The organism is Aureibaculum algae (assembly GCF_006065315.1).
GTDB lineage: Bacteria > Bacteroidota > Bacteroidia > Flavobacteriales > Flavobacteriaceae > Aureibaculum > Aureibaculum algae.
Genome location: NZ_CP040749.1, coordinates 2,990,043 through 3,009,281 on the forward strand (window position 1 = coordinate 2,990,043; position 19,239 = coordinate 3,009,281).

18 protein-coding genes are annotated in these 19,239 nt (G+C 30.1%); 10 read left to right on the forward strand and 8 right to left on the reverse strand.

Annotated elements, in window-relative coordinates:
* Positions 1-9 precede the first annotated feature (9 nt).
* The 4 genes from porX to FF125_RS12520 all read left to right on the forward strand — a co-directional run bounded on the left by porX (position 10) and on the right by FF125_RS12520 (position 4,525).
* Positions 10-1,554 (forward strand): T9SS response regulator signal transducer PorX, encoded by a 1,545-nt coding sequence (gene porX, locus FF125_RS12505; RefSeq protein WP_138950079.1) that lies wholly within the window; start codon positions 10-12, stop codon positions 1,552-1,554.
* Between the two features lie 203 nt (positions 1,555-1,757).
* Complete coding sequence (gene serC, locus FF125_RS12510) at positions 1,758-2,822, forward strand: 3-phosphoserine/phosphohydroxythreonine transaminase (protein ID WP_138950080.1); 1,065 nt, start codon at positions 1,758-1,760, stop codon at positions 2,820-2,822.
* Between the two features lie 10 nt (positions 2,823-2,832).
* The gene (locus tag FF125_RS12515) at positions 2,833-3,783 is read left to right on the forward strand and encodes a D-2-hydroxyacid dehydrogenase (RefSeq protein ID WP_138950081.1); all 951 of its coding nucleotides are present in this window, start codon (positions 2,833-2,835) and stop codon (positions 3,781-3,783) included.
* Positions 3,784-3,871: 88 nt separating this feature from the next.
* Positions 3,872-4,525 (forward strand): YggS family pyridoxal phosphate-dependent enzyme, encoded by a 654-nt coding sequence (locus FF125_RS12520; RefSeq protein ID WP_138950082.1) that lies wholly within the window; start codon positions 3,872-3,874, stop codon positions 4,523-4,525.
* Positions 4,526-4,530: 5 nt separating this feature from the next.
* On the opposite strand, the gene FF125_RS12525 is transcribed toward FF125_RS12520, so the two are convergent.
* The 4 genes from FF125_RS12525 to FF125_RS12540 form a co-directional block, all read right to left on the reverse strand.
* Positions 4,531-5,247, reverse strand: coding sequence for a LytR/AlgR family response regulator transcription factor (locus FF125_RS12525; protein ID WP_317129629.1), 717 nt, complete (start codon positions 5,245-5,247; stop codon positions 4,531-4,533).
* On the reverse strand, positions 5,244-6,038 hold the full coding sequence (locus tag FF125_RS12530; RefSeq protein ID WP_157972906.1) for a sensor histidine kinase: 795 nt from the start codon (positions 6,036-6,038) through the stop codon (positions 5,244-5,246). Before FF125_RS12530 ends, FF125_RS12525 begins: the two co-directional genes overlap by 4 nt.
* Before the next feature lie 284 nt (positions 6,039-6,322).
* Positions 6,323-6,658, reverse strand: a complete 336-nt coding sequence (locus FF125_RS12535) for a DUF4907 domain-containing protein (protein ID WP_138950084.1) — start codon at positions 6,656-6,658, stop codon at positions 6,323-6,325.
* Between the two features lie 90 nt (positions 6,659-6,748).
* Positions 6,749-7,723 carry a Kelch repeat-containing protein gene (locus tag FF125_RS12540; RefSeq protein ID WP_250629576.1) on the reverse strand — a complete coding sequence of 325 codons (975 nt, stop codon included), beginning with the start codon at positions 7,721-7,723 and terminating at the stop codon, positions 6,749-6,751.
* Positions 7,724-8,001: 278 nt separating this feature from the next.
* On the opposite strand from FF125_RS12540, the gene FF125_RS12545 reads away from it, so the two are divergent.
* The 4 genes from FF125_RS12545 (at position 8,002) to FF125_RS12560 (ending at position 12,667) form a co-directional block, all read left to right on the forward strand.
* Positions 8,002-9,342 carry a DUF4270 family protein gene (locus FF125_RS12545; RefSeq protein WP_138950086.1) on the forward strand — a complete coding sequence of 447 codons (1,341 nt, stop codon included), beginning with the start codon at positions 8,002-8,004 and terminating at the stop codon, positions 9,340-9,342.
* 7 nt (positions 9,343-9,349) lie between these two features.
* The gene (locus tag FF125_RS12550; RefSeq protein ID WP_138950087.1) at positions 9,350-10,594 is read left to right on the forward strand and encodes a hypothetical protein; all 1,245 of its coding nucleotides are present in this window, start codon (positions 9,350-9,352) and stop codon (positions 10,592-10,594) included.
* Positions 10,595-10,837: 243 nt separating this feature from the next.
* On the forward strand, positions 10,838-11,338 hold the full coding sequence (locus FF125_RS12555) for a PepSY domain-containing protein (RefSeq protein ID WP_394344099.1): 501 nt from the start codon (positions 10,838-10,840) through the stop codon (positions 11,336-11,338).
* Positions 11,339-11,617: 279 nt separating this feature from the next.
* The gene (locus FF125_RS12560) at positions 11,618-12,667 is read left to right on the forward strand and encodes a T9SS type A sorting domain-containing protein (protein WP_138950089.1); all 1,050 of its coding nucleotides are present in this window, start codon (positions 11,618-11,620) and stop codon (positions 12,665-12,667) included.
* A gap of 51 nt (positions 12,668-12,718) precedes the next feature.
* Here the strand turns inward: FF125_RS12560 and holA are convergent, their stop codons facing one another.
* Positions 12,719-13,723, reverse strand: a complete 1,005-nt coding sequence (gene holA, locus FF125_RS12565) for a DNA polymerase III subunit delta (RefSeq protein ID WP_138950090.1) — start codon at positions 13,721-13,723, stop codon at positions 12,719-12,721.
* Between the two features lie 29 nt (positions 13,724-13,752).
* Here holA and FF125_RS12570 point away from each other — a divergent pair, with 29 nt between their 5' ends.
* On the forward strand, positions 13,753-14,199 hold the full coding sequence (locus tag FF125_RS12570; RefSeq protein WP_138950091.1) for a type I restriction enzyme HsdR N-terminal domain-containing protein: 447 nt from the start codon (positions 13,753-13,755) through the stop codon (positions 14,197-14,199).
* A gap of 97 nt (positions 14,200-14,296) precedes the next feature.
* Positions 14,297-15,298: a glycosyltransferase family 2 protein gene (locus FF125_RS12575; RefSeq protein ID WP_138950092.1), complete on the forward strand. Its 1,002-nt coding sequence runs from the start codon at positions 14,297-14,299 to the stop codon at positions 15,296-15,298.
* A 99-nt stretch (positions 15,299-15,397) separates the two neighbouring features.
* Here the strand turns inward: FF125_RS12575 and FF125_RS12580 are convergent, their stop codons facing one another.
* The 3 genes from FF125_RS12580 to FF125_RS12590 form a co-directional block, all read right to left on the reverse strand.
* Positions 15,398-16,729 carry a DUF58 domain-containing protein gene (locus FF125_RS12580; RefSeq protein WP_138952536.1) on the reverse strand — a complete coding sequence of 444 codons (1,332 nt, stop codon included), beginning with the start codon at positions 16,727-16,729 and terminating at the stop codon, positions 15,398-15,400.
* A gap of 31 nt (positions 16,730-16,760) precedes the next feature.
* Complete coding sequence (locus FF125_RS12585; RefSeq protein ID WP_138950093.1) at positions 16,761-17,624, reverse strand: hypothetical protein; 864 nt, start codon at positions 17,622-17,624, stop codon at positions 16,761-16,763.
* Between the two features lie 138 nt (positions 17,625-17,762).
* Entirely contained in the window at positions 17,763-19,196 is a 1,434-nt protein-coding gene (locus FF125_RS12590; protein ID WP_138950094.1) for a sulfatase, read from the reverse strand.
* Positions 19,197-19,239 lie beyond the last annotated feature (43 nt).

Consider the following 19,239-nt stretch of genomic DNA (forward strand, 5'->3'; position numbering starts at 1 on the left):
ATAAAAGGAATGAATGCAATCAAAATACTTTGGGTAGACGATGAAATTGAATTATTAAAACCACACTTATTATTTTTAGAGAAGAAAAATTATGACGTAAGTACATGCAATAATGGTGCTGAAGCTATTGAATGCGTAGACGATGGCAATTTTGATGTTGTTTTTTTAGATGAAAACATGCCCGGTTTATCTGGTATTGAAACGCTAACTAAGATAAAAGCAAAATTACCAAATCTTCCAATTGTAATGATTACAAAAAGTGAAGAAGAGTATATTATGGAAGAGGCTATTGGTTCTAAGATAGCTGATTACTTGATAAAGCCTGTAAATCCGAATCAAATTTTATTGAGTTTAAAGAAAAACTTGGACCATTCGCGATTGGTTTCTGAAAAGACTACTTCTACTTACCAGCAAGAATTTAGACAAATATCTCTAGATCTCGCTATGGTAAATACTTATGATGAGTGGATTGACCTTTATAAAAAATTAGTTCATTGGGAAATTCAATTGGAGTCTATTGATGATCCTGGAATGATTGAGATACTTGAAAGTCAGAAAGAAGAAGCAAACTCTCAATTCTTTAAATTTATTCAGAAAAATTACCAAGGATGGTTTGAAGGTGAAGAAAAACCATTGCTTTCACATAATTTATTTGAGGAAATTATTGTTCCTCAAATAAAAAAAGAAAAAACATTACTTATTGTTATTGATAATTTACGTTTCGATCAATTACGAGTATTAGAACCCATCATTAACAATTATTATAAGAAAGAAGAAGAAATTTCTTTTTTCAGCATCTTACCTACTGCGACGCAATATGCTAGAAACGCAATATTCTCAGGATTAACACCTTTAGAAATGTCTAAAAAGCACCCTGACTATTGGAAAAATGATACTGATGAAGGAGGAAAAAATCTATTTGAAAATGAATTTTTAGAAGCTCAACTAAAACGATTAAAATTAGATATTAAGCATGAGTACTTTAAAATTACAAGCATGCCAAAAGGACGTGACTTAGCCGCAAATTTCAAATCTATAAAAGATAATGATTTAACTGTTATTGTGTACAATTTTGTTGATATGCTGTCGCATTCTCGAACTGAAATGGAAATGATAAAAGAGTTAGCTAGTGATGATAAAGCATATCGCTCTTTAACATTAAGTTGGTTTAAAAACTCTCCTTTATTAGAGATGATTCAAAAAGCCCAAGAATACGGACTTAAATTAATCATTACTACAGATCACGGAACAATAAACACTAAAAAACCATCAAAAATTGTTGGTGAAAAAAGTATCAGTTCAAATTTACGTTACAAAACAGGAAGAAGCTTAACTTATACGGATAAGGAAGTTTACGCGGTAAAAAACCCAGAAGACATTCAGTTACCTTCAATTCACATGAGTAGCTCTTTTGTTTTTGCCAAAGAAGACTACTTCTTCGCTTATCCTAATAATTACAATCATTTTGTCAAATACTATAAAAACACATATCAACACGGAGGTGTTAGTTTAGAAGAAATGATTATACCCTGTATAATTATGGACCCAAAGTAATTATTGCCCTCAATCAGTTAGATAAACCCTATACTATTCTTTAAAAAAGAATAGTATAGGGTTTATTATTATTAATTCTTTTAAAATCCTGATAAAAATCAGTAATTATTAACAAATATTCTGTCTTTGTTATCAAATTTTGAATAATTCTTAACAATTATTCGTTATAAAATCCTCAAATTTGTGCTCTAATTTTACAATAAATGAAAAAGCATAATTTTAGTGCAGGACCTTCTATTTTACCACAAGAAGTTTTGCAAAAAGCCTCAGAAGCAATATTAAATTTTAATGATGAAAATTTATCATTAATAGAAATCTCGCATAGAAGCCCAGCCTTTGTTGCGGTTATGGAAAAAGCCAGCAATCTAGTTTTGGAGTTGTTAAATCTTGAAAACAAAGGTTATTCAGCATTGTTTTTACAAGGTGGTGCCAGTTTAGAATTTTTGATGACTCCTTATAATCTAATGAAAGAGGGTGGAAAAGCCGCTTATTTAGATACGGGAGCTTGGAGTTCAAAAGCAATCAAAGAAGCAAAATTGTTTGGTGATGTAGAAATTGTTGCATCTTCTAAAGATAAAAATTACAATTACATACCAAAAGGATTTGAAATACCAGTTGATGCTGATTACTTTCATTGTACAAGTAATAACACCATTTATGGTACCCAAATGAAATCATTTCCGAAAAGCGATAGTTTACTCGTATGTGATATGAGTTCGGATATATTTTCTCGTTCTTTAGATTTTTCTCAATTTGATTTAATCTATGCTGGAGCTCAAAAAAACATGGGACCCGCTGGAGCTACTTTAGTTGTAGTAAAAGATGACGTTTTAGGAAAAACCGGACGAAAAATACCTTCAATGTTAGACTATCAAATTCATATTTCTAAAGACAGTATGTTTAATACACCTCCTGTTTTTGCTGTTTATGTATCTATGCTAACATTACAATGGTTAAAAAATCTAGGTGGTGTAGCTGGAATTGAAAAAATAAACAATGCCAAAGCTGCATTATTATATGATGAAATTGATAGCAACCCTCTATTTAAAGGTGTCGCAGAAAAAGAAGACAGATCTAATATGAATGCTACCTTTGTCTTAACGGATGAAACCTTAAAAGACAAATTTGATGCATTATGTAAAGCTGCTGGCCTAAGTGGAATCAATGGTCACAGATCAGTTGGTGGTTACAGAGCGAGTATGTATAATGCCCTACCTTTGGAAAGTGTACAGGCCTTAGTAAATGTAATGAAAGAATTAAATAAATAAAAACAAGTAGATGATAGTATTAGCAAATGACGGCATTGCACAAAGTGGTGTTACAGCATTAGAAAATGCAGGTTATAAAGTAGATTTAACTACAGTAGCTCAAGATCAATTAATTGATTATATAAATACAAATAAAGTAGTCGTTTTATTGGTTAGAAGTGCAACTACTGTACGTAAAAACCTTATAGATGCGTGTCCTTCCTTAAAAATAATAGGCCGTGGCGGTGTTGGTATGGATAATATTGATGTAGAATATGCGAGAGAAAAAGGACTTAAAGTCATTAATACACCAGCAGCATCTTCTCATTCAGTAGCTGAGCTAGTTTTTGCTCACCTTTTTGGTATGGTTCGTTTCTTACACGACTCTAACAGAAATATGCCATTAGAAGGAGATTCAAAATTTAAAGATTTAAAAAAGGCATATGCAAAGGGTGTAGAGTTAAAAGGAAAAACGTTAGGTGTTTTAGGCTTTGGTCGTATTGGACAAGCTACTGCTAAAATTGCTTTAGGTGTTGGAATGAAAGTTGTGGCATTTGACCCCTTTTTAGAATCAGCTGATTTAGAATTAGATTTTTATGATGGACAACGTCTGAATTTCAAAATAGATACGATTTCAAAAGAAGAAGTATTAAAACAATCAGATTTTATTACACTACATGTTCCGGCACAAGATGAGTATGTTATTTCTACTAAGGAATTTGACCTAATGAAAGACAAGGCTTGTATTGTTAATGCTGCACGTGGTGGTGTTATTGATGAAATTGCTTTGGTTGAAGCTATTGATAAGGGTAAAATTTCACAAGCAGCTTTAGATGTTTTTGAAAAAGAGCCTATGCCAGAAATTCAATTATTAATGAATCCAAATATTTCATTAACGCCTCATATTGGTGCTGCTACTAATGAAGCTCAAGAAAGAATAGGAAGTGAATTGGCAGAACAGATTATTGCCATTTTAGGGTAATCATATCTTTTTTATTTAAAATTTTTCATAATTAAATTACTCCTAATTTTAAGGAGTAATTTAATTATTGTTATTTAATAATATTTATATGAGCATTTCTGAAAATCTTAAAAAAATTAAACAAAGCCTACCTGCTAAGGTTGAATTGGTTGCTGTTTCCAAAACAAAACCAAATTCAGCTATTTTAGAAGCCTACAGTACAGGACAACGTATTTTTGGAGAGAATAGAATTCAAGAAATGGTTGATAAATATGATGCTCTACCAAAAGATATTGAATGGCATATGATTGGTCATTTACAGCGAAACAAGGTAAAATATATGGCCCATTTTGTAAACCTTATTCACGGTGTTGATAGTCTTAAAACCCTTCAAGAAATTAATAAACAAGCAAAAAAACATAATAGGGTAATTCATTGCCTATTACAAGCCAGAATAGCAGAAGAAGATACTAAGTTTGGTTTACCGTTTACCGAAATTGAAGAAATATTATCTTCAAAAGAACTTGAAGCATTAGAAAACATATCAATTACGGGTTTAATGGGCATGGCAACCTTTACCGATAATACAGAACAAGTTAAAGGAGAGTTTACCAAAATAAACACCCTCTTTAAAAAATTAAAAACCGATAACAAAGAGTTTACTACTTTATCTATCGGTATGAGTGGCGATTACAAACTTGCCATTGAATGCGGTAGCACTATGGTTAGAGTTGGTAGTGCAATTTTTGGCACTAGAAATTAAAAAAATTAACCATCAATGCGTTTTATAAATGCATCTTTATAGTTTAATCCAATAGGTACTCTTTTATCGTCTATTACAATTCTATTTCGTTGTACTGATTTAATATGCTTTAATGACACTATAAATGACCTATGAACTCTTATAAAATTAGCGGTTGACAATTTTTCTTCAAATATTTTCAAACTGTTTAAGGTTAAAATAGGTTTAGGATTTAAGTTTGTATAAATTTTTACATAATCCTTTAAACCTTCAATATAAAGGATACTCCTTAGATTTACCTTAACATTTTCATAATCAGATTTTACAAAAATAAATTCAGGCGGTGCTGAATTTATAATTGCTATGTCCTTTTTTGAATCATTTTTTAAACTAAAAAGGTCTTGTGCTCTATTTACTGCTTTAATGAATCTATGAAAAGGTATCGGTTTTACTAAATAATCAACTGCATTTAAATTAAAACCTTCCAACGCATAATGTGAATAAGCAGTGGTAAAAATAAATAGTGGTTTTACTTCCAATGATTTGATAAACTCAACACCAGAAAAATCAGGCATTTCAATATCTGTAAATATTAAATCTATTTGGCTAGATTTTATTGTTTCAGTTGCTTCCATTGCATTTGAACAACTTTTTTCTAATTGCAAAAAGGGAACCTTTGAAACAAAATCTTCTAATAACTCTATAGCTAGTGGCTCATCATCAATAATTAAACATCGCATCATTTTCTTTTTAATTTTAAAGTTAAAAAAACACGAAAGTGATCATTTTCATCTGTTATAATTAACTCATGATTATTGGGATATAATAAATTCAATCTGTTTTTTATATTGTGTAAACCAACTCCGGAATTATGCTCATTCTTTTTACGCAATGAGGAGATATGATTGATAACTTCAAAAATTAAATGTTCATCTTCAACGGTCATCTTAATTCTAATATCAGTTTTACCCGTAAAATCAGTGCCATACTTAAAGGCATTTTCAATAAATGAAATCAATAATAATGGCTCTATCTTATGGTCTAAACTACCATGCATATTAAAACGCACTCCAATAGAATCTTTTATCCTTAAGGTCTGTAAGGATATATAGTTTTTGATATAATTTAATTCGTCCTCTAAAGGTACTAACGCTCTATCTGTTTCATAAATCATGTATCTCATTAATTCAGATAATGTTATAATTGCCTCACTAGTATCATCAGATTTTTTATTAGCTAATGCATAAATACTATTTAACGAATTAAATAAAAAATGAGGATTTAACTGTGCTTTTAAAAATGACAATTCAGTATTAACCTTTTCCGATTGCATAAGTACCTTTTGCTTTTCATTTTTGTACCACTCTAACGCCAATCTAAGACTAGTGCTTATTGCAAAAAACAATAAAACGGTTATTAATTTTGAATATTTAACAAAAAATGGAGGTGCTTTTCTCTCTCCTTCTAATCTATTTAAAAGTAGATTGGGCCTAAACTGATTTAACATTGTATCTGGCCTGAATTCGTGTCCCATTACATAGACGGTAGTGGCTATTATCAATACAATTATTACATAAAATAAAATCTTATGTTTTAAAAGTAGTTTGGGAACTAAAATAAAATAATTTATATAAAAGATTAAGACTAGAACTAACCAAAATATATAAACATTAGTAGGAATATACTCCAGCTTGTAATATAGCTGAATTATACCAATTGCAAACATGAGCATCCATGCTAAAACGTGGATTATTATGACGTTTATATATTTATGGTTTTTTATCAAAATAACAGTTAGTATAGTTCAAAATCAGTAAGTTAATTTAGTAGTGTGACACCAATACTATTTAACTCTGCAATAGTAATTGTTGGTAATTTGTTTTGATCTAATCTTATTATAACCAAATTAGCAGTATTATACGCCTCCATTTCTGAGACAAAAGGTCGATTGCCTTTTACTGCTGGTATAAAATTTTGTTTAATAAAAATTTTATCATCTTTCAATATCTTATACCCCCAACCATCATCAATTTTAAATGTTTCTATTGAATATGATTTAGATGCGGGTTCGAAAGTATTGCTTTTATTAATAAAAAAAACAATTATGGTTGTTAATAATATAACAAAACTTATAATTAGAAATCTATTTTTCATCCTTAAAAAATAACAAAAGGCAGTAGATTATAATTTCAAACCTACTCCCTTTTTAATAATTAATCTATATTAACATGAACTATAAAATTTTTAGTCGTCTTCATCGACTTCATCTAAAGGTTTAAACTCCCAAATATCATCGAAGTAATAACTACCACTATTACCCATGGTTAAAAAAGCTCTATCACCAAAATTAAAACCAGAAGCGTCTTGACGTCCACTTCCTTCAAAACTTGACAACTCTTCCCAGGTATCATCAGAAGGATCATATTCCCAAACATCAGAAGTGTAATTACCAGATACTAAATATCCTTTACCGTCTAACGTAAACCCTACAGAACTACTTCTAGTAATTGAGTATTCATCTTCTTCATCTAAATCTGTCAATTTTGTCCACACTTCTGTATCACCATCAAACACATAAAAATCTTCTTCATAAATACCATTATGAATACCTGTTCCTAAATAAACTTTATTTCCAATGGTAAAAGTTGCTGCATCTTTTCTTTTTGAACCACTATATCCTACAGATTGCTCCCAAGAATCAGCAACATCATCATATTTATAAAAATCTTTCAATTCACTACCATCATAACCCGTTCCAATATAACCATTACCTGAAACTGAAAACCCTATGGCACCATATCGTTCGCTTCCGATAAAATCTGCTCTAGGTTCCCAAGAATTCGTAGTAGCATCGTAGGCCCAAAAATCGTTTAATTTATCATCTCCATCATAACCGGTACCTAAATAACCAACTCCATTTAACTCAAAGCCAACAGCTCCACTACGAGCCGTACCTGGAAAATCAGCTTTCTGTACCCAATAATTACCTTCAGCAGAGTACTCCCAAACATCGACCAAATAATCGTCCCCATCATAACCAGTTGCTAAATATCCTTTATCACCAATTACAAACGAAACTGCATTTGCTCGAGCATCACCATCAAAATCAGAGCTTTCAATCCAATTTCCATAATCTTCATCATCATCGTCTGTACAACCGATAGTTATCATAAAAAGCATAAAGAACACGCTTTTAAAAATCATTTTTGTTAATTTCATATTTATCATATTTATAATTATTTTAATGCATAAGTACCTTTTAGCATTACTTTATGAAGCAAAAGTATAACCAAAGCTTTTAATAAAAATTATAAAATAGATGAACCATCAAATTTTGTCTACTAACTGATAATACTTACATACAAACTATTAAAATTACTGATTTACAGTGTTTTAACAAAATTTTAGCTTTTTAGTCGATACAAATACGCACTTAATCTATTTTGTAGAACTTATACATTATGATTGAGATACTTTTGGGCAAAATTGAAAACTAAATGAGATATTATACGATTGGTTTACTGTGTTTAATACTACTTTCTATGTCATGCGAAAGTGATAGTGCAACCTACGAAATAGGGGAAGATTTTGTTGATAACAATCTAAAGGTTAAGTTGGTTGATACATTGACATTAAATAGTTCAACCATCGTTTTTGATTCAATTGTTACTTCGGGTACAGAAAGAATTTTATTAGGTACTGTTAATGATGATGACTTGGGAAGTATCACATCAAAAAGTTTCTTTCAGGTAGGAAACAATACTATAGCTATTGATGATGATGCTACATATGATTCTATTGCTCTAGTTCTATATTATGATACTTATTATTATGGTGACACTACTAAAATACAAACATTTAATGTACATAGAATTAATGAAACTTTTGAACCAAATAATGATGATGAAGATGACGAAGATGCTAATTTTTACAACTCTTCTTCATTAACTTATGATGATGATGCCTTAGGGTCTTTAAGTTTTTATCCCAAACCTATAGATGCAGAACACGATTCAATATATATTAAACTAAGCCACGAGTTTGGATTAGATTTATTTGATAAAATACAGAATGATGAAATTGAAGATAATGATGACTTCACAGATTATTTAAAAGGAATAGCTGTAATTCCAGACAATAATAACAGCTCATTTTTAGGTTTTAGTTTTTCTGCAGAGGCGACCTTTAATAATTCTGCTATAAGGCTGTATTACACGATAAAGGATGACGATGATGAAAACAATGATTATTATAAAGAATTTTACATTACAAGCACGGCCAATCAGTTTAACAATATTTCTTATGATAAAGAAAACTCCATTTTAAATGGTATTGTAGATAGCGAAAGCTCCTTATCAAGTAGTGAGACCAATAATTCAACTTTTATACAATCAGGTACCGGTATTTGTACCAAAATCGAAATTTCAAATTTAAAAGAATTATTGAGGCTTGAAGAAAACAGTACCCTATTAGAAGCCATCTTAAAAATAGTACCCAATAAAAGTAGTTACAACAGCAAAACAAAATTGAGTGAATCTATAATTGCTTATGTTATAGACAGTAAAAATAGATATGTTAGTCAACTTTTAGATTCAGACTCAAACACTTTATATGCAACACTTCAAAATGAAGATGACGAGTTTAATAATAACACCTATTACACCTTAGATTTAACTTCGTTTGTCGAGAGTACTGTAACGACAGATTATGATAACAACTATTCAATAATGCTACTATTACCTGATTCTGACAAAACTTTAGATAAATTAAAATTAGACGATTTCTCCAGTTCTGAAAACACCAAAATGGAATTAGCGATAACATATCTTACCTATTAAAATGATCATGATAAAAAAAATTATAATTATAATAACTATCGGTTTATCAAGTATCGTTAGTGGACAAAATGACACAAGCTCTCCATATTCACTTTACGGGTTAGGCATAGAAAATACGACTTATTTTAATCGTTTTACTTCTCTTGGTAACTCAGGTATTGCCTATAGAGATCATTATTCATTAAATAACACAAACCCTGCTTCTCTAGCTGATATTGGCAATAATACTTTCTTATATGAATTGGGTGTTAACGGTGTTATGTCAAACAATGAAACAAGTTCCATTCATGAACAAACCTATGACTTTAATTTTTCACATTTAGCATTGGCCTTTCCTATTAAAAAAGGCTGGGGTCTAAGTTTTGGATTGTTACCTTATACTAAGGTTGGTTATGAAGTTGATATTTTAGAAAATATTGAAAGCTCAACAAACAGTTACAAAACCAATATCATTGGTTCAGGTGGATTAAATAAAGTCTTTTTAAGTAATGGTATTAAAATCAATAAGAATATAAATGTAGGCGTAGATATGTCTTTTCTCTTTGGTGCAATTACTCAAGAAAAATGGGTGTATACAACCAATTCAAGTGCATATTTAGAAAATTCAAGTTACTACAATGGCTTTGACGCTAAATTTGGTCTACACTATACTAATTATAAATTATTGAAAGGAACAACTTTTGGAGCTACATTAGATCTACCCACTAGCTTAAGTGGAAAAAACACCCTTAATGCTTATAAAACACTTTCAAATTCGAATCAAGTTACTTTCGAAGAAGAAGAAGAAACAGATTTAGATAACTTTCAATTACCTGTAAAACTTGGCATAGGAATAAGCAGTAGAATTAATAAAAACATCACATTTAATTTTGATTATAAGAAAAACTTTTGGTCAGATACGAGTCAAAAAGATAATATTGGAGCATATACCAATCAAGATATTTATGCCTTAGGCTTAGAATATGGAAAATCAAACAATGAAAGTTTCTTTTGGAATAACGTAACATATAGATTAGGTTTTAACTACGATTCAGGTTTCTTACGTTTGTCAAATAATAATATAGATAACTATTTTGGCACTATTGGATTAGGCATGCCTTTGTCAGCTACGAATAGTTCAATGCTGAACCTTTCTTATAGTTACGGAAAACAAGGTACTACAGATAATAGTTTAATTCTTGAAAACTACCATAAACTAACACTAAATATTAGTTTAAATGCTAGTTGGTTCAAAAAGAAAAAAATATTTTAAACACATTTTGAAAATAATTATTTATACAATATATGTAACTTTTTACATTTAATTGAAAGTATTTATGATGGTAAATACTATGAATTCAACTGTTGTTATCCCTATCAAGTTTTAGGAATTGATTAGTTTTGAAATTCTTATATAAAATCTATATCTTCACGCCTTATTTTTATTTTTTAAATGAGAGAGAAGAGACAAAACCAAGCTAAAATTTTACGGATTTTCAGAAAAATACACCGAACTATGGGTGCTTTCTTATTTATATTTTTTTTTATCATATCAATTACTGGTTTTCTATTGGGGTTAAAAAAAAATAGTAATGAGCTTCTCTTACCTAACACATATGTTGGTACTTCAAATAATCTTACCGAATGGATTACTATCGATCAACTTCACAAAATTGCAAATCAGGTTTTACATGATTCTATTGATACTAACTTGTCAATAGAACTTGATCGAATAGATATAAGAAAAGAAAAAGGTATTATTAAATTTGTGTATCAAAATCATTCAAACGAAATTCAATTAGACGGAGCTACTGGCAACGTTTTAAATATTGGAAAAAGACATTCAGATACTATAGAAAATATACATGATGGCTCTATATTAGATAATTATTATAACACTTCCTACGGCCAAATAAAAATTATTTACACTACAACGATGAGTTTAGCTTTACTTCTCTTTACCATAACAGGTTTTTGGCTTTGGTACGGACCCAAAAGAATGAAAAAGACGAGGTAACACCAAAAACGTAATTGTTAATAACAAAAATTTGAAATTTTAACAACTTTGTGAATAACAGCGATTTACATTTTTTTTACGCCAATTTTAATTACATTTATAAATGCTTGTAGCACAACTACTTAAGTGCAGTGACCTTAATTTAAATAGTTAAATTAAAAGTTTTTAATACGCTTAATATACTAAAATGATATTTTAAGAGTTATTAACAAAAACAAACACCCATTATTATATGTAGCATAAATTACTTCTTATAACCCTAATGTTTTTATCTCAAAAATGAAGAAGTTTAATTTATGTATTATAAGTTGCGTTTTTACGTTACAACTTATTTTTCCACAATCAGTTTCAGATAATCCTGAATTAATTTCCGCAATATTAGCACCCGATAATTTGGTTACCCATACCAGTTGTAATCAGAATGGTTTTGGAGGACATTATAATGAAATACATGATGATGAATTAAACATCAAAGTTGGTCAATTTCAAATACATAAATCTGATGATACTGAAGCTTGTGAAAATTTCGGTACAAAGTTTAACGAATTTGAAACTGTATCAGATGCACCAAAAAATTTATTAGGAGAAGCTGGGGAAACCATAACCTATTCTTGGAAGTTTAAGTTTGATGATCATTTTGTTGTGCGTAACAACAACATGGATATTCATCAATTAAAAGCTATTGGAGGATCTGAAGCTGAAGTACCCTTATTCACACTAACAACATCTAGGAAAGGCAGATTTGAAAGTTTAGAATTACGATATTCCGAAATGGATACTCAAGTTATTTTAAAATCTATTGACATTACCAATTTAAAAGGTCAATGGATTGAAGTTTCTGAGACCATTACCTATAATGAAATAGGTGCTTATGATATTAGCATAAAAACATTGAATGATGAAAAAACTGTATTAGAATATAACGATGATGCCATTAGAACTTGGAAAACAGATGCTGAATTTATTAGACCAAAATGGGGAATTTTCAAAGCATCTGTTGAAATAGATACTACCACAGAAAAAAAGATATTTTTCTCTGATTTTAACATTGAAGAAAACGTTAATATTTCTAAATTTCAATCATCTTTGGACAGCAAAGCTATTGCTATTTATCCAAATCCTGCTACTGATAAAGTAACCATGAAAGGTAACAATTTAGATGGCTATGATGCCATTGAATTACATGACAGTTTTGGAAGAGAAGTTCGTTTAAAAAGACCTATGGATAATAATTCCTTTAATGTCTCTAACTTAAAGAATGGTATTTATTTTGTTGTATTTAAAAAAGATAATGAGATAAGTGTAGTCAAAAAATTATTGAAATTTTAAAATACTTTGTTGAGTTTTAAATAGAAACCCAATTACTAACGGAATCGGTCATTAATGCATCACCTTGAATAACAACTCTTTCAGAATATCTCCATTGGGCATATTTTGAGCACCAACACCTTTACTTTTGAGATCTGCTTCTCGTAAATAAGCGACAACTTGTGATACTTTTCGCATTGGATAATTCCGTGCAGCATTTACATAGTCACCCACAAAATAAGGATTAACCCGTAATGCTCTGGCAACATTTCCTTTTGATTTATCTGATAAACCATGATAAATTAATAGCTGTGTAAAGAAACTATTGAGTAAAGAGATCGTAACCACTAAGGGATTACTTTTAGGGTTTTCAGCAAAATAATTTATAATCTGATTCGCTTTTACCAATTCCCTTTCTCCTACTGCCTTACGCAATTCAAAATTATTAAAATCTTTACTGATTCCTATATTCTCTTCAATATGAATGGGTCTAATCAAACTTTCTTTAGGTAAGACAACCATCAACTTTTCCAGTTCATTTGCAATTTTAGAAAGATCAGTTCCTAAAAATTCAACAAGCATCAAAGCCGCTTTTGGCTCAATTTGATACCCTTTACCAGCTAATACTCTACGAATCCAATCACCGACTTGATTTTCATATAGTTTCTTACTTTCAAATAGCAGTCCGTTTTTTCCTATAATTTTACTTAACTTCTTACGTTTATCTAAGGTTTTATATTTATAACATATAACCAAAACTGTTGAAGGCTGTGGGTTTTCAACATAAGAAACCAAATTCTCTATTGTTCTTGATAGGTCTTGGGCTTCTTTTACAATAACCACTTGCCTTTCAGCCATCATTGGATAACGTTTTGCATTGGAAACAATATCATCAATGCTAACATCTCTACCATACAATACCATTTGGTTAAATCCTTTTTCTTCTTCGGTAAGCACCTTACGTTCAATATAATCTGATATTTTATCAATATAATACGACTCTTCACCCATTAAAAAATAAATGGGTTTGATATTTCCGTTTTTAATGTCAGAAACTATTTGATTGATGCGTTCCATTTCTAAGAAAAAATATTCATTTTTGTAGTATGGTTGTATTGAATTTGCCTAAGGCCGAATTAAGCGTCAAAAGTAAAGAAAATAAGCAGTTTATTTTTGATATTATCAGAAAAAAAAATATGGTGCTTACACCCGAAGAATGGGTAAGACAACATGTGGTTCATTATTTAATTAATCATCTAAATTATCCAAAATCTATAATTGCCGTTGAAAAGCAACTGACCATTAACACGTTAAAAAAACGTTTTGACATCTTGGTGTTCAATACAAAAGGGAACCCTGAAATAATTATTGAATGCAAAGCTCCTAAAGTAAAAATAACTCAAGATACATTCGATCAAATTGCACGATATAATTTAAATTTAAATGCCAAATACTTAATGGTTACAAATGGTCTTAATCATTATTTTTGCCAAATGGATTCAGAGAATGAAAAATATGTTTTTTTAGAAACACTGCCTAATTATAGCCGTTAATCAATTATATATTCAGATTGAAATAAAAAATAGATTCCTCGGACCTTGGAATAACAAGAATAATAAAAACCTTAAGTTTGCAACCTAAAATTATCACTTGAAAATAGCTGTAGTCATATTAAACTGGAATGGAAAACAACTCTTAGAGCAGTTTTTACCCGCAATGCTAAAATACAGTGAAGGTGAAGCTGATATTTATGTAGCTGACAATAACTCACCAGACGATTCTGTTGCATTTGTAAAGCAACAATTCCCTACGGTTAAAATTATTCAGAATAGCGAAAATGGTGGTTATGCTAAAGGATATAATGATGCATTAAAACATATTGATGCAGATATTTACGCATTGGTAAATTCAGATATTGAAGTAACAGAAAACTGGTTAAAGCCAATTATTGCTGAATTTGAATCCTCTAAGGATACGGTGGCTATTCAGCCAAAAATTTTAGACTTCAAGGATAAATCTAAATTTGAATATGCGGGTGCTGGCGGCGGATTTATAGATTTTTATGGGTATCCATATTGTAGAGGTAGATTATTCTCTGATGTAGAAGAAGACAAAGGCCAATACAATGATAATACAGGTATATTCTGGGCTTCCGGTGCCTGTTTTTTTATTCGTAAAGAAGTCTATCATCAGTTAAATGGCTTTGATGAAGATTTTTTTGCACATTACGAAGAAATAGACTTGTGTTGGAGAATAAAAAATGAAGGTTATACCATTAAATATATTGGAACCTCAACGGTATATCATGTTGGAGGTGCTACTTTAAACCAAGCCAATCCTAAAAAAACGTATTTAAATTTTAGAAATAGTTTACTTTCAATTCTAAAAAATGTACCAAAGCAATATTTAATAGTAGTACTTTTATTAAGATTTATACTTGATGGTTTTGCAGGAATTAAGTTTTTGACAGAATTACGTCCAGGACATACTTGGGCCATTGTCAGAGCCCATTTTAACTTTTACGGGAACATTCCTAAATTCCTGAAAAAACGTAGAAATACAGTTAATAAAAGCATCAATTACTACCAATGTAAAAGTATTGTTTGGCAACATTTTGCACTGAAACGGAAGACATTTAGTGAGATAGATTAAAAGCCCCATCCCTTCTATATCAATTACTATACATTACATTAAAACAACCAACATCAACTTTTATAAAGCTCAAATTTAAAGACTATTACTTTTATTAAATTAAATAAGTCCTTTAGCCTTAAATTCTAGATACTTATTAATTACATTAACGCTTAAGTTTTGAGGTTTTGTAAGAATAGCATGTATTCCTCTATTTTCTAATTCTTTTACGATTAAACGTTTTTCGTAAGCAAATTTTTCTGCTATTGTTTTATGATAAATACTTTGTAAATCTTCTACATTTTCAGATATTAGATCATCCAATTCTGTATTTTCAAAAAATACTGTCACCAATAAGTGTTGTCTCGAAATTGCTTTTAAAAATGGTAATTGTCTATGCAAGGAAGAAATGTGTTCAAAATTAGTATAGAGAATTAAGAGACTACGTTGATTTATTTTCCTTTTAATAGTTGCATATAAATAACCAAAGTCAGAATCTGTAAATTTAGTATCTACATTATAAAGAGCTTCATTTATAACATTAATATGAGTCCGTTTATTACTAGCGGGAATCAGTTTCTCCAACTTTTTTGAAAAGGTAAGCAGGCCTGCTTTGTCATTTTTTAACAAGGCAATATTTGATAACGCCAACGTTGAATTTATGGCGTAATCTAATAATTTCAATTCCTCAAAAGGCATTTTCATAACCCGCCCTGTATCCACAATCGAATAAATAGGTTGTGACTTTTCATCTTGATATTGATTCACCATCAATTGAGCTCGCTTCGCCGTTGCTTTCCAGTTTATAGTTCTTACATCATCACCAGCAACATAATTTTTAATCTGTTCAAACTCCATCGTATGCCCTATTCGACGTATTTTTTTAAGTCCAAATTCTGTTAATTTATTACTCAATGCTAAAAATTCATATTTACGCATTTGAATATACGACGGATATACAGCCACCATTTGTTCAGCATCAAATCGGTAACGCCTAGCTACCATTTGCAAAGAAGAGGAAACAAATAAATTTAAGTTCCCAAAATTATATTCACCTCGTTCTACAGGTCGCACTTGATATTCAAAATTATGAGATTGCTTTGTAGCAATCTCGGTATTAAGTTCAAAATCTCTTTTTTGAAATTGCTTGGGCAACTCATCTATAACTTTTAAAAATATTTTTATAGGATATTTATTTTCAATAGTAACTGGGACTGGGTTTTCATCAGAATTAGAAAATTTATCTGGTAAAATACGTCTGGCTTTAATTCCGTTTTTAAAACGAAATAAAACAAAAGCATCAAATAAGAATAACACTGCTAAGCCCAATACAAATAACCAAGCTACTTGATATAATAAGTCCACCCAAAAAGAAACCAAAAAAAGGGCTGCTATAATGCTTATATACACAAAAAAGCGTTGATGAATGTACAAGTTTTTGAAAAGATTGATCATAGAAAGCGTTTGGTAGGCTAATTTAAATTTAAAGATTGTTATCTAACAAAAATAAATATTTTGTTGGCTCTTTTACTTTTTTAAATTGTCTAATTTTAGAAATATCAACATTTAAATATTTCTTAGATTCATTGTTCATGATATATACTTTTTCCACTTCCCCTTCGGAAACATAAACTATAACTGGAATTGGATACTTAATTTCGATACCTTCATTTTTCAAAGTTTTTTTCACCTGCAACATGATTTTATTCGAAACGTTTGAATTATTTTCAAGTATAAATTTTTTAAAATTATATCCATTCCCAATTGTTATATCATCACTGAATTTCACATTTCTTTGAGTTACATTATTAGCTACAAACTTAAATGTTCCAGACTTATTTTTCGTTTTAATTTGAATCTTATCAACATAAGGTAATTCAGTAGCTATTTTATTCACCTTTCTTTCTAAATCCTTAAAGAGAGCATCAGAGTAAATCCAATTTCCTAGTATTAGTGCAGAATTTGTCATAATTGAGCTAACTTTACTATCCTGAAACATATAAATATTAATTGAATTTACTTGGCTAACGGTAGTTATACTAATTTTAATCTCATTATCAATTTTTGAAACCTTAAAACTGCTTGAATTTAAATGGTTAAGTGGAATTTCATACAACCATTGATAGAAATGACTCTTCCCTTCAGCGGATAATCTTATATCCTCAATGTATAATTTATTTTTTATAGTGTCCACTCTAAATGAATACTTTTTCTCTGTATTGAATTCTGGTGCATTTACTTCTATTGTGTTTGGCATGTCATCTAAAGAATAAAATGCAGACTGAGCACATCCATACTCTAAATTAAAGAGTAACAGTACATTCAAAAGTGTCGAAAAAAATTTCATGATAATTATTTTATATAACTAGTTATAATCATAATACAAAAAATATTCTATCAAATATAAGTTCAATGTAAATTTTTAAATTACATTATCCAATAGTTATATTCAAATACTTTCTGTTTTTAATATCCTTAACATTATCTATGGATATTTAAAACCTAAATCATTATGCCTTACTTTTTTTAATTTCTTCTTTAATTTCTTTTGAAAAGAGGATACTATCTTTTTGTAGTTAAGGTCATTGGCCAAGTTTGTAAATTGCTGAGGGTCTTTGACCATATCAAATAATTCAATACCTGCAGAAGCATCTTCGTTGTATTGAATATAAGCCCATTTTTCTGTTCTTAACAAAAAAGACTTCCCTCCTTGTGATACACTAAAGGCTTCTTGTCTAACTTGAAATTCAGCATTATCTATAGTTTTAACCAAACTCTTACCCTGTAAATGCTTTGAGGTTTTTAGACCTGCCAATTCAGAAATTGTAGGATATAAATCCAACAACTCTACAAATGAATTACAAACTTTCGGATCTTTACCTGGAACTTTTACAATCAAAGGAACCCGAACAGATTCTTCATGCAAACTCACTTTCATCCAAAAATTATGCTCTCCTAAATGAAATCCATGATCTGAAGTAAAAATAACTATGGTATTATCCTCTAATCCCTCATTTTTTAAAGTTTCAAGCACTTTACCCACTTGAGTATCCATATATGATACCGAGGCATAATATGCAGCCACTGCTTTTTTCTCTTGCTCTAAAGACATTTGTCCATTAACGCTTGTAACATAATTGATACCTCTTTTAGGAATATCATCCCAATCACCTTTTACTTTTTCAGGCATTATGATTTCTTCATGTGGATAGGGTTCAAAATATGCTTTTGGAGCTACAAAAGGCACATGAGGTCTCACAAAACCTAGAGCCAAAAAGAAAGGTTCGTTTTTATGTTTCTTGATTAATTCTATGGCTTTTTGAGCTGTTTTTCCATCAGAATGGACTAAGTCATCACCTTCAGCCTTAACAATGGTCATCACATTACCTCCTTTTCTTTCTATTTTACCATCAGGATTTCCTTGGACTAATTCCGCTTCGCCGATGGCTTTCCATTCAGGCCCTTGACTATTAAAACGCTCCGTCCAAGATGCTTCATCATCTTGACCATTAGATCCTGTTTCAATATCAATAGGAACTCCCATATGGAAAATCTTACTTACTCTTGCCGTGTAGTATCCGTTATCTTTGAACAATTGTGTCATTGTTTTTCTATCGGAACCAATATTTTCTCGCCCACTAACATAACCGAAAGTCTTGGTAGCATTAGGATAATACCCAGACATAAACGAAGCTCTTGAGGGGCCACATACAGGGTATTGAGAATATGCTTTTGTATACCGAACTCCTTCTGAAGCTAATTTATCAATATTTGGCGTTTTACTAGCCTTATTTTCATAAGATGAAACTGCGGTTGCCGTTAAATCATCAGCTATAATGAATAAGATATTTGGCTTTTTCTGTTGAGAAATGGAACTTAAACTCCAACATAAAATGGAGATAAAAATAAATTGCTTCATAGTTAGTTAATTATAATTGCAAGTTAAAACTATATAATTAAAG

Coding starts and splice junctions, on each gene's coding strand:
- FF125_RS12550 (WP_138950087.1), top strand. CDS start 9,350: ATGATAAAAAAAATTATAATTATAATAACTATCGGTTTATCAAGTATC.
- FF125_RS12545 (WP_138950086.1), top strand. CDS start 8,002: ATGAGATATTATACGATTGGTTTACTGTGTTTAATACTACTTTCTATG.
- FF125_RS12570 (WP_138950091.1), top strand. CDS start 13,753: ATGGTTGTATTGAATTTGCCTAAGGCCGAATTAAGCGTCAAAAGTAAA.
- serC (WP_138950080.1), top strand. CDS start 1,758: ATGAAAAAGCATAATTTTAGTGCAGGACCTTCTATTTTACCACAAGAA.
- FF125_RS12590 (WP_138950094.1), bottom strand. CDS start 19,196: ATGAAGCAATTTATTTTTATCTCCATTTTATGTTGGAGTTTAAGTTCC.
- FF125_RS12540 (WP_250629576.1), bottom strand. CDS start 7,723: ATGAAATTAACAAAAATGATTTTTAAAAGCGTGTTCTTTATGCTTTTT.
- FF125_RS12535 (WP_138950084.1), bottom strand. CDS start 6,658: ATGAAAAATAGATTTCTAATTATAAGTTTTGTTATATTATTAACAACC.
- FF125_RS12530 (WP_157972906.1), bottom strand. CDS start 6,038: ATGGGACACGAATTCAGGCCAGATACAATGTTAAATCAGTTTAGGCCC.
- porX (WP_138950079.1), top strand. CDS start 10: ATGAATGCAATCAAAATACTTTGGGTAGACGATGAAATTGAATTATTA.
- FF125_RS12515 (WP_138950081.1), top strand. CDS start 2,833: ATGATAGTATTAGCAAATGACGGCATTGCACAAAGTGGTGTTACAGCA.
- FF125_RS12525 (WP_317129629.1), bottom strand. CDS start 5,247: ATGATGCGATGTTTAATTATTGATGATGAGCCACTAGCTATAGAGTTA.
- FF125_RS12585 (WP_138950093.1), bottom strand. CDS start 17,624: ATGAAATTTTTTTCGACACTTTTGAATGTACTGTTACTCTTTAATTTA.
- FF125_RS12520 (WP_138950082.1), top strand. CDS start 3,872: ATGAGCATTTCTGAAAATCTTAAAAAAATTAAACAAAGCCTACCTGCT.
- FF125_RS12560 (WP_138950089.1), top strand. CDS start 11,618: ATGAAGAAGTTTAATTTATGTATTATAAGTTGCGTTTTTACGTTACAA.
- holA (WP_138950090.1), bottom strand. CDS start 13,723: ATGGAACGCATCAATCAAATAGTTTCTGACATTAAAAACGGAAATATC.
- FF125_RS12555 (WP_394344099.1), top strand. CDS start 10,838: ATGGGTGCTTTCTTATTTATATTTTTTTTTATCATATCAATTACTGGT.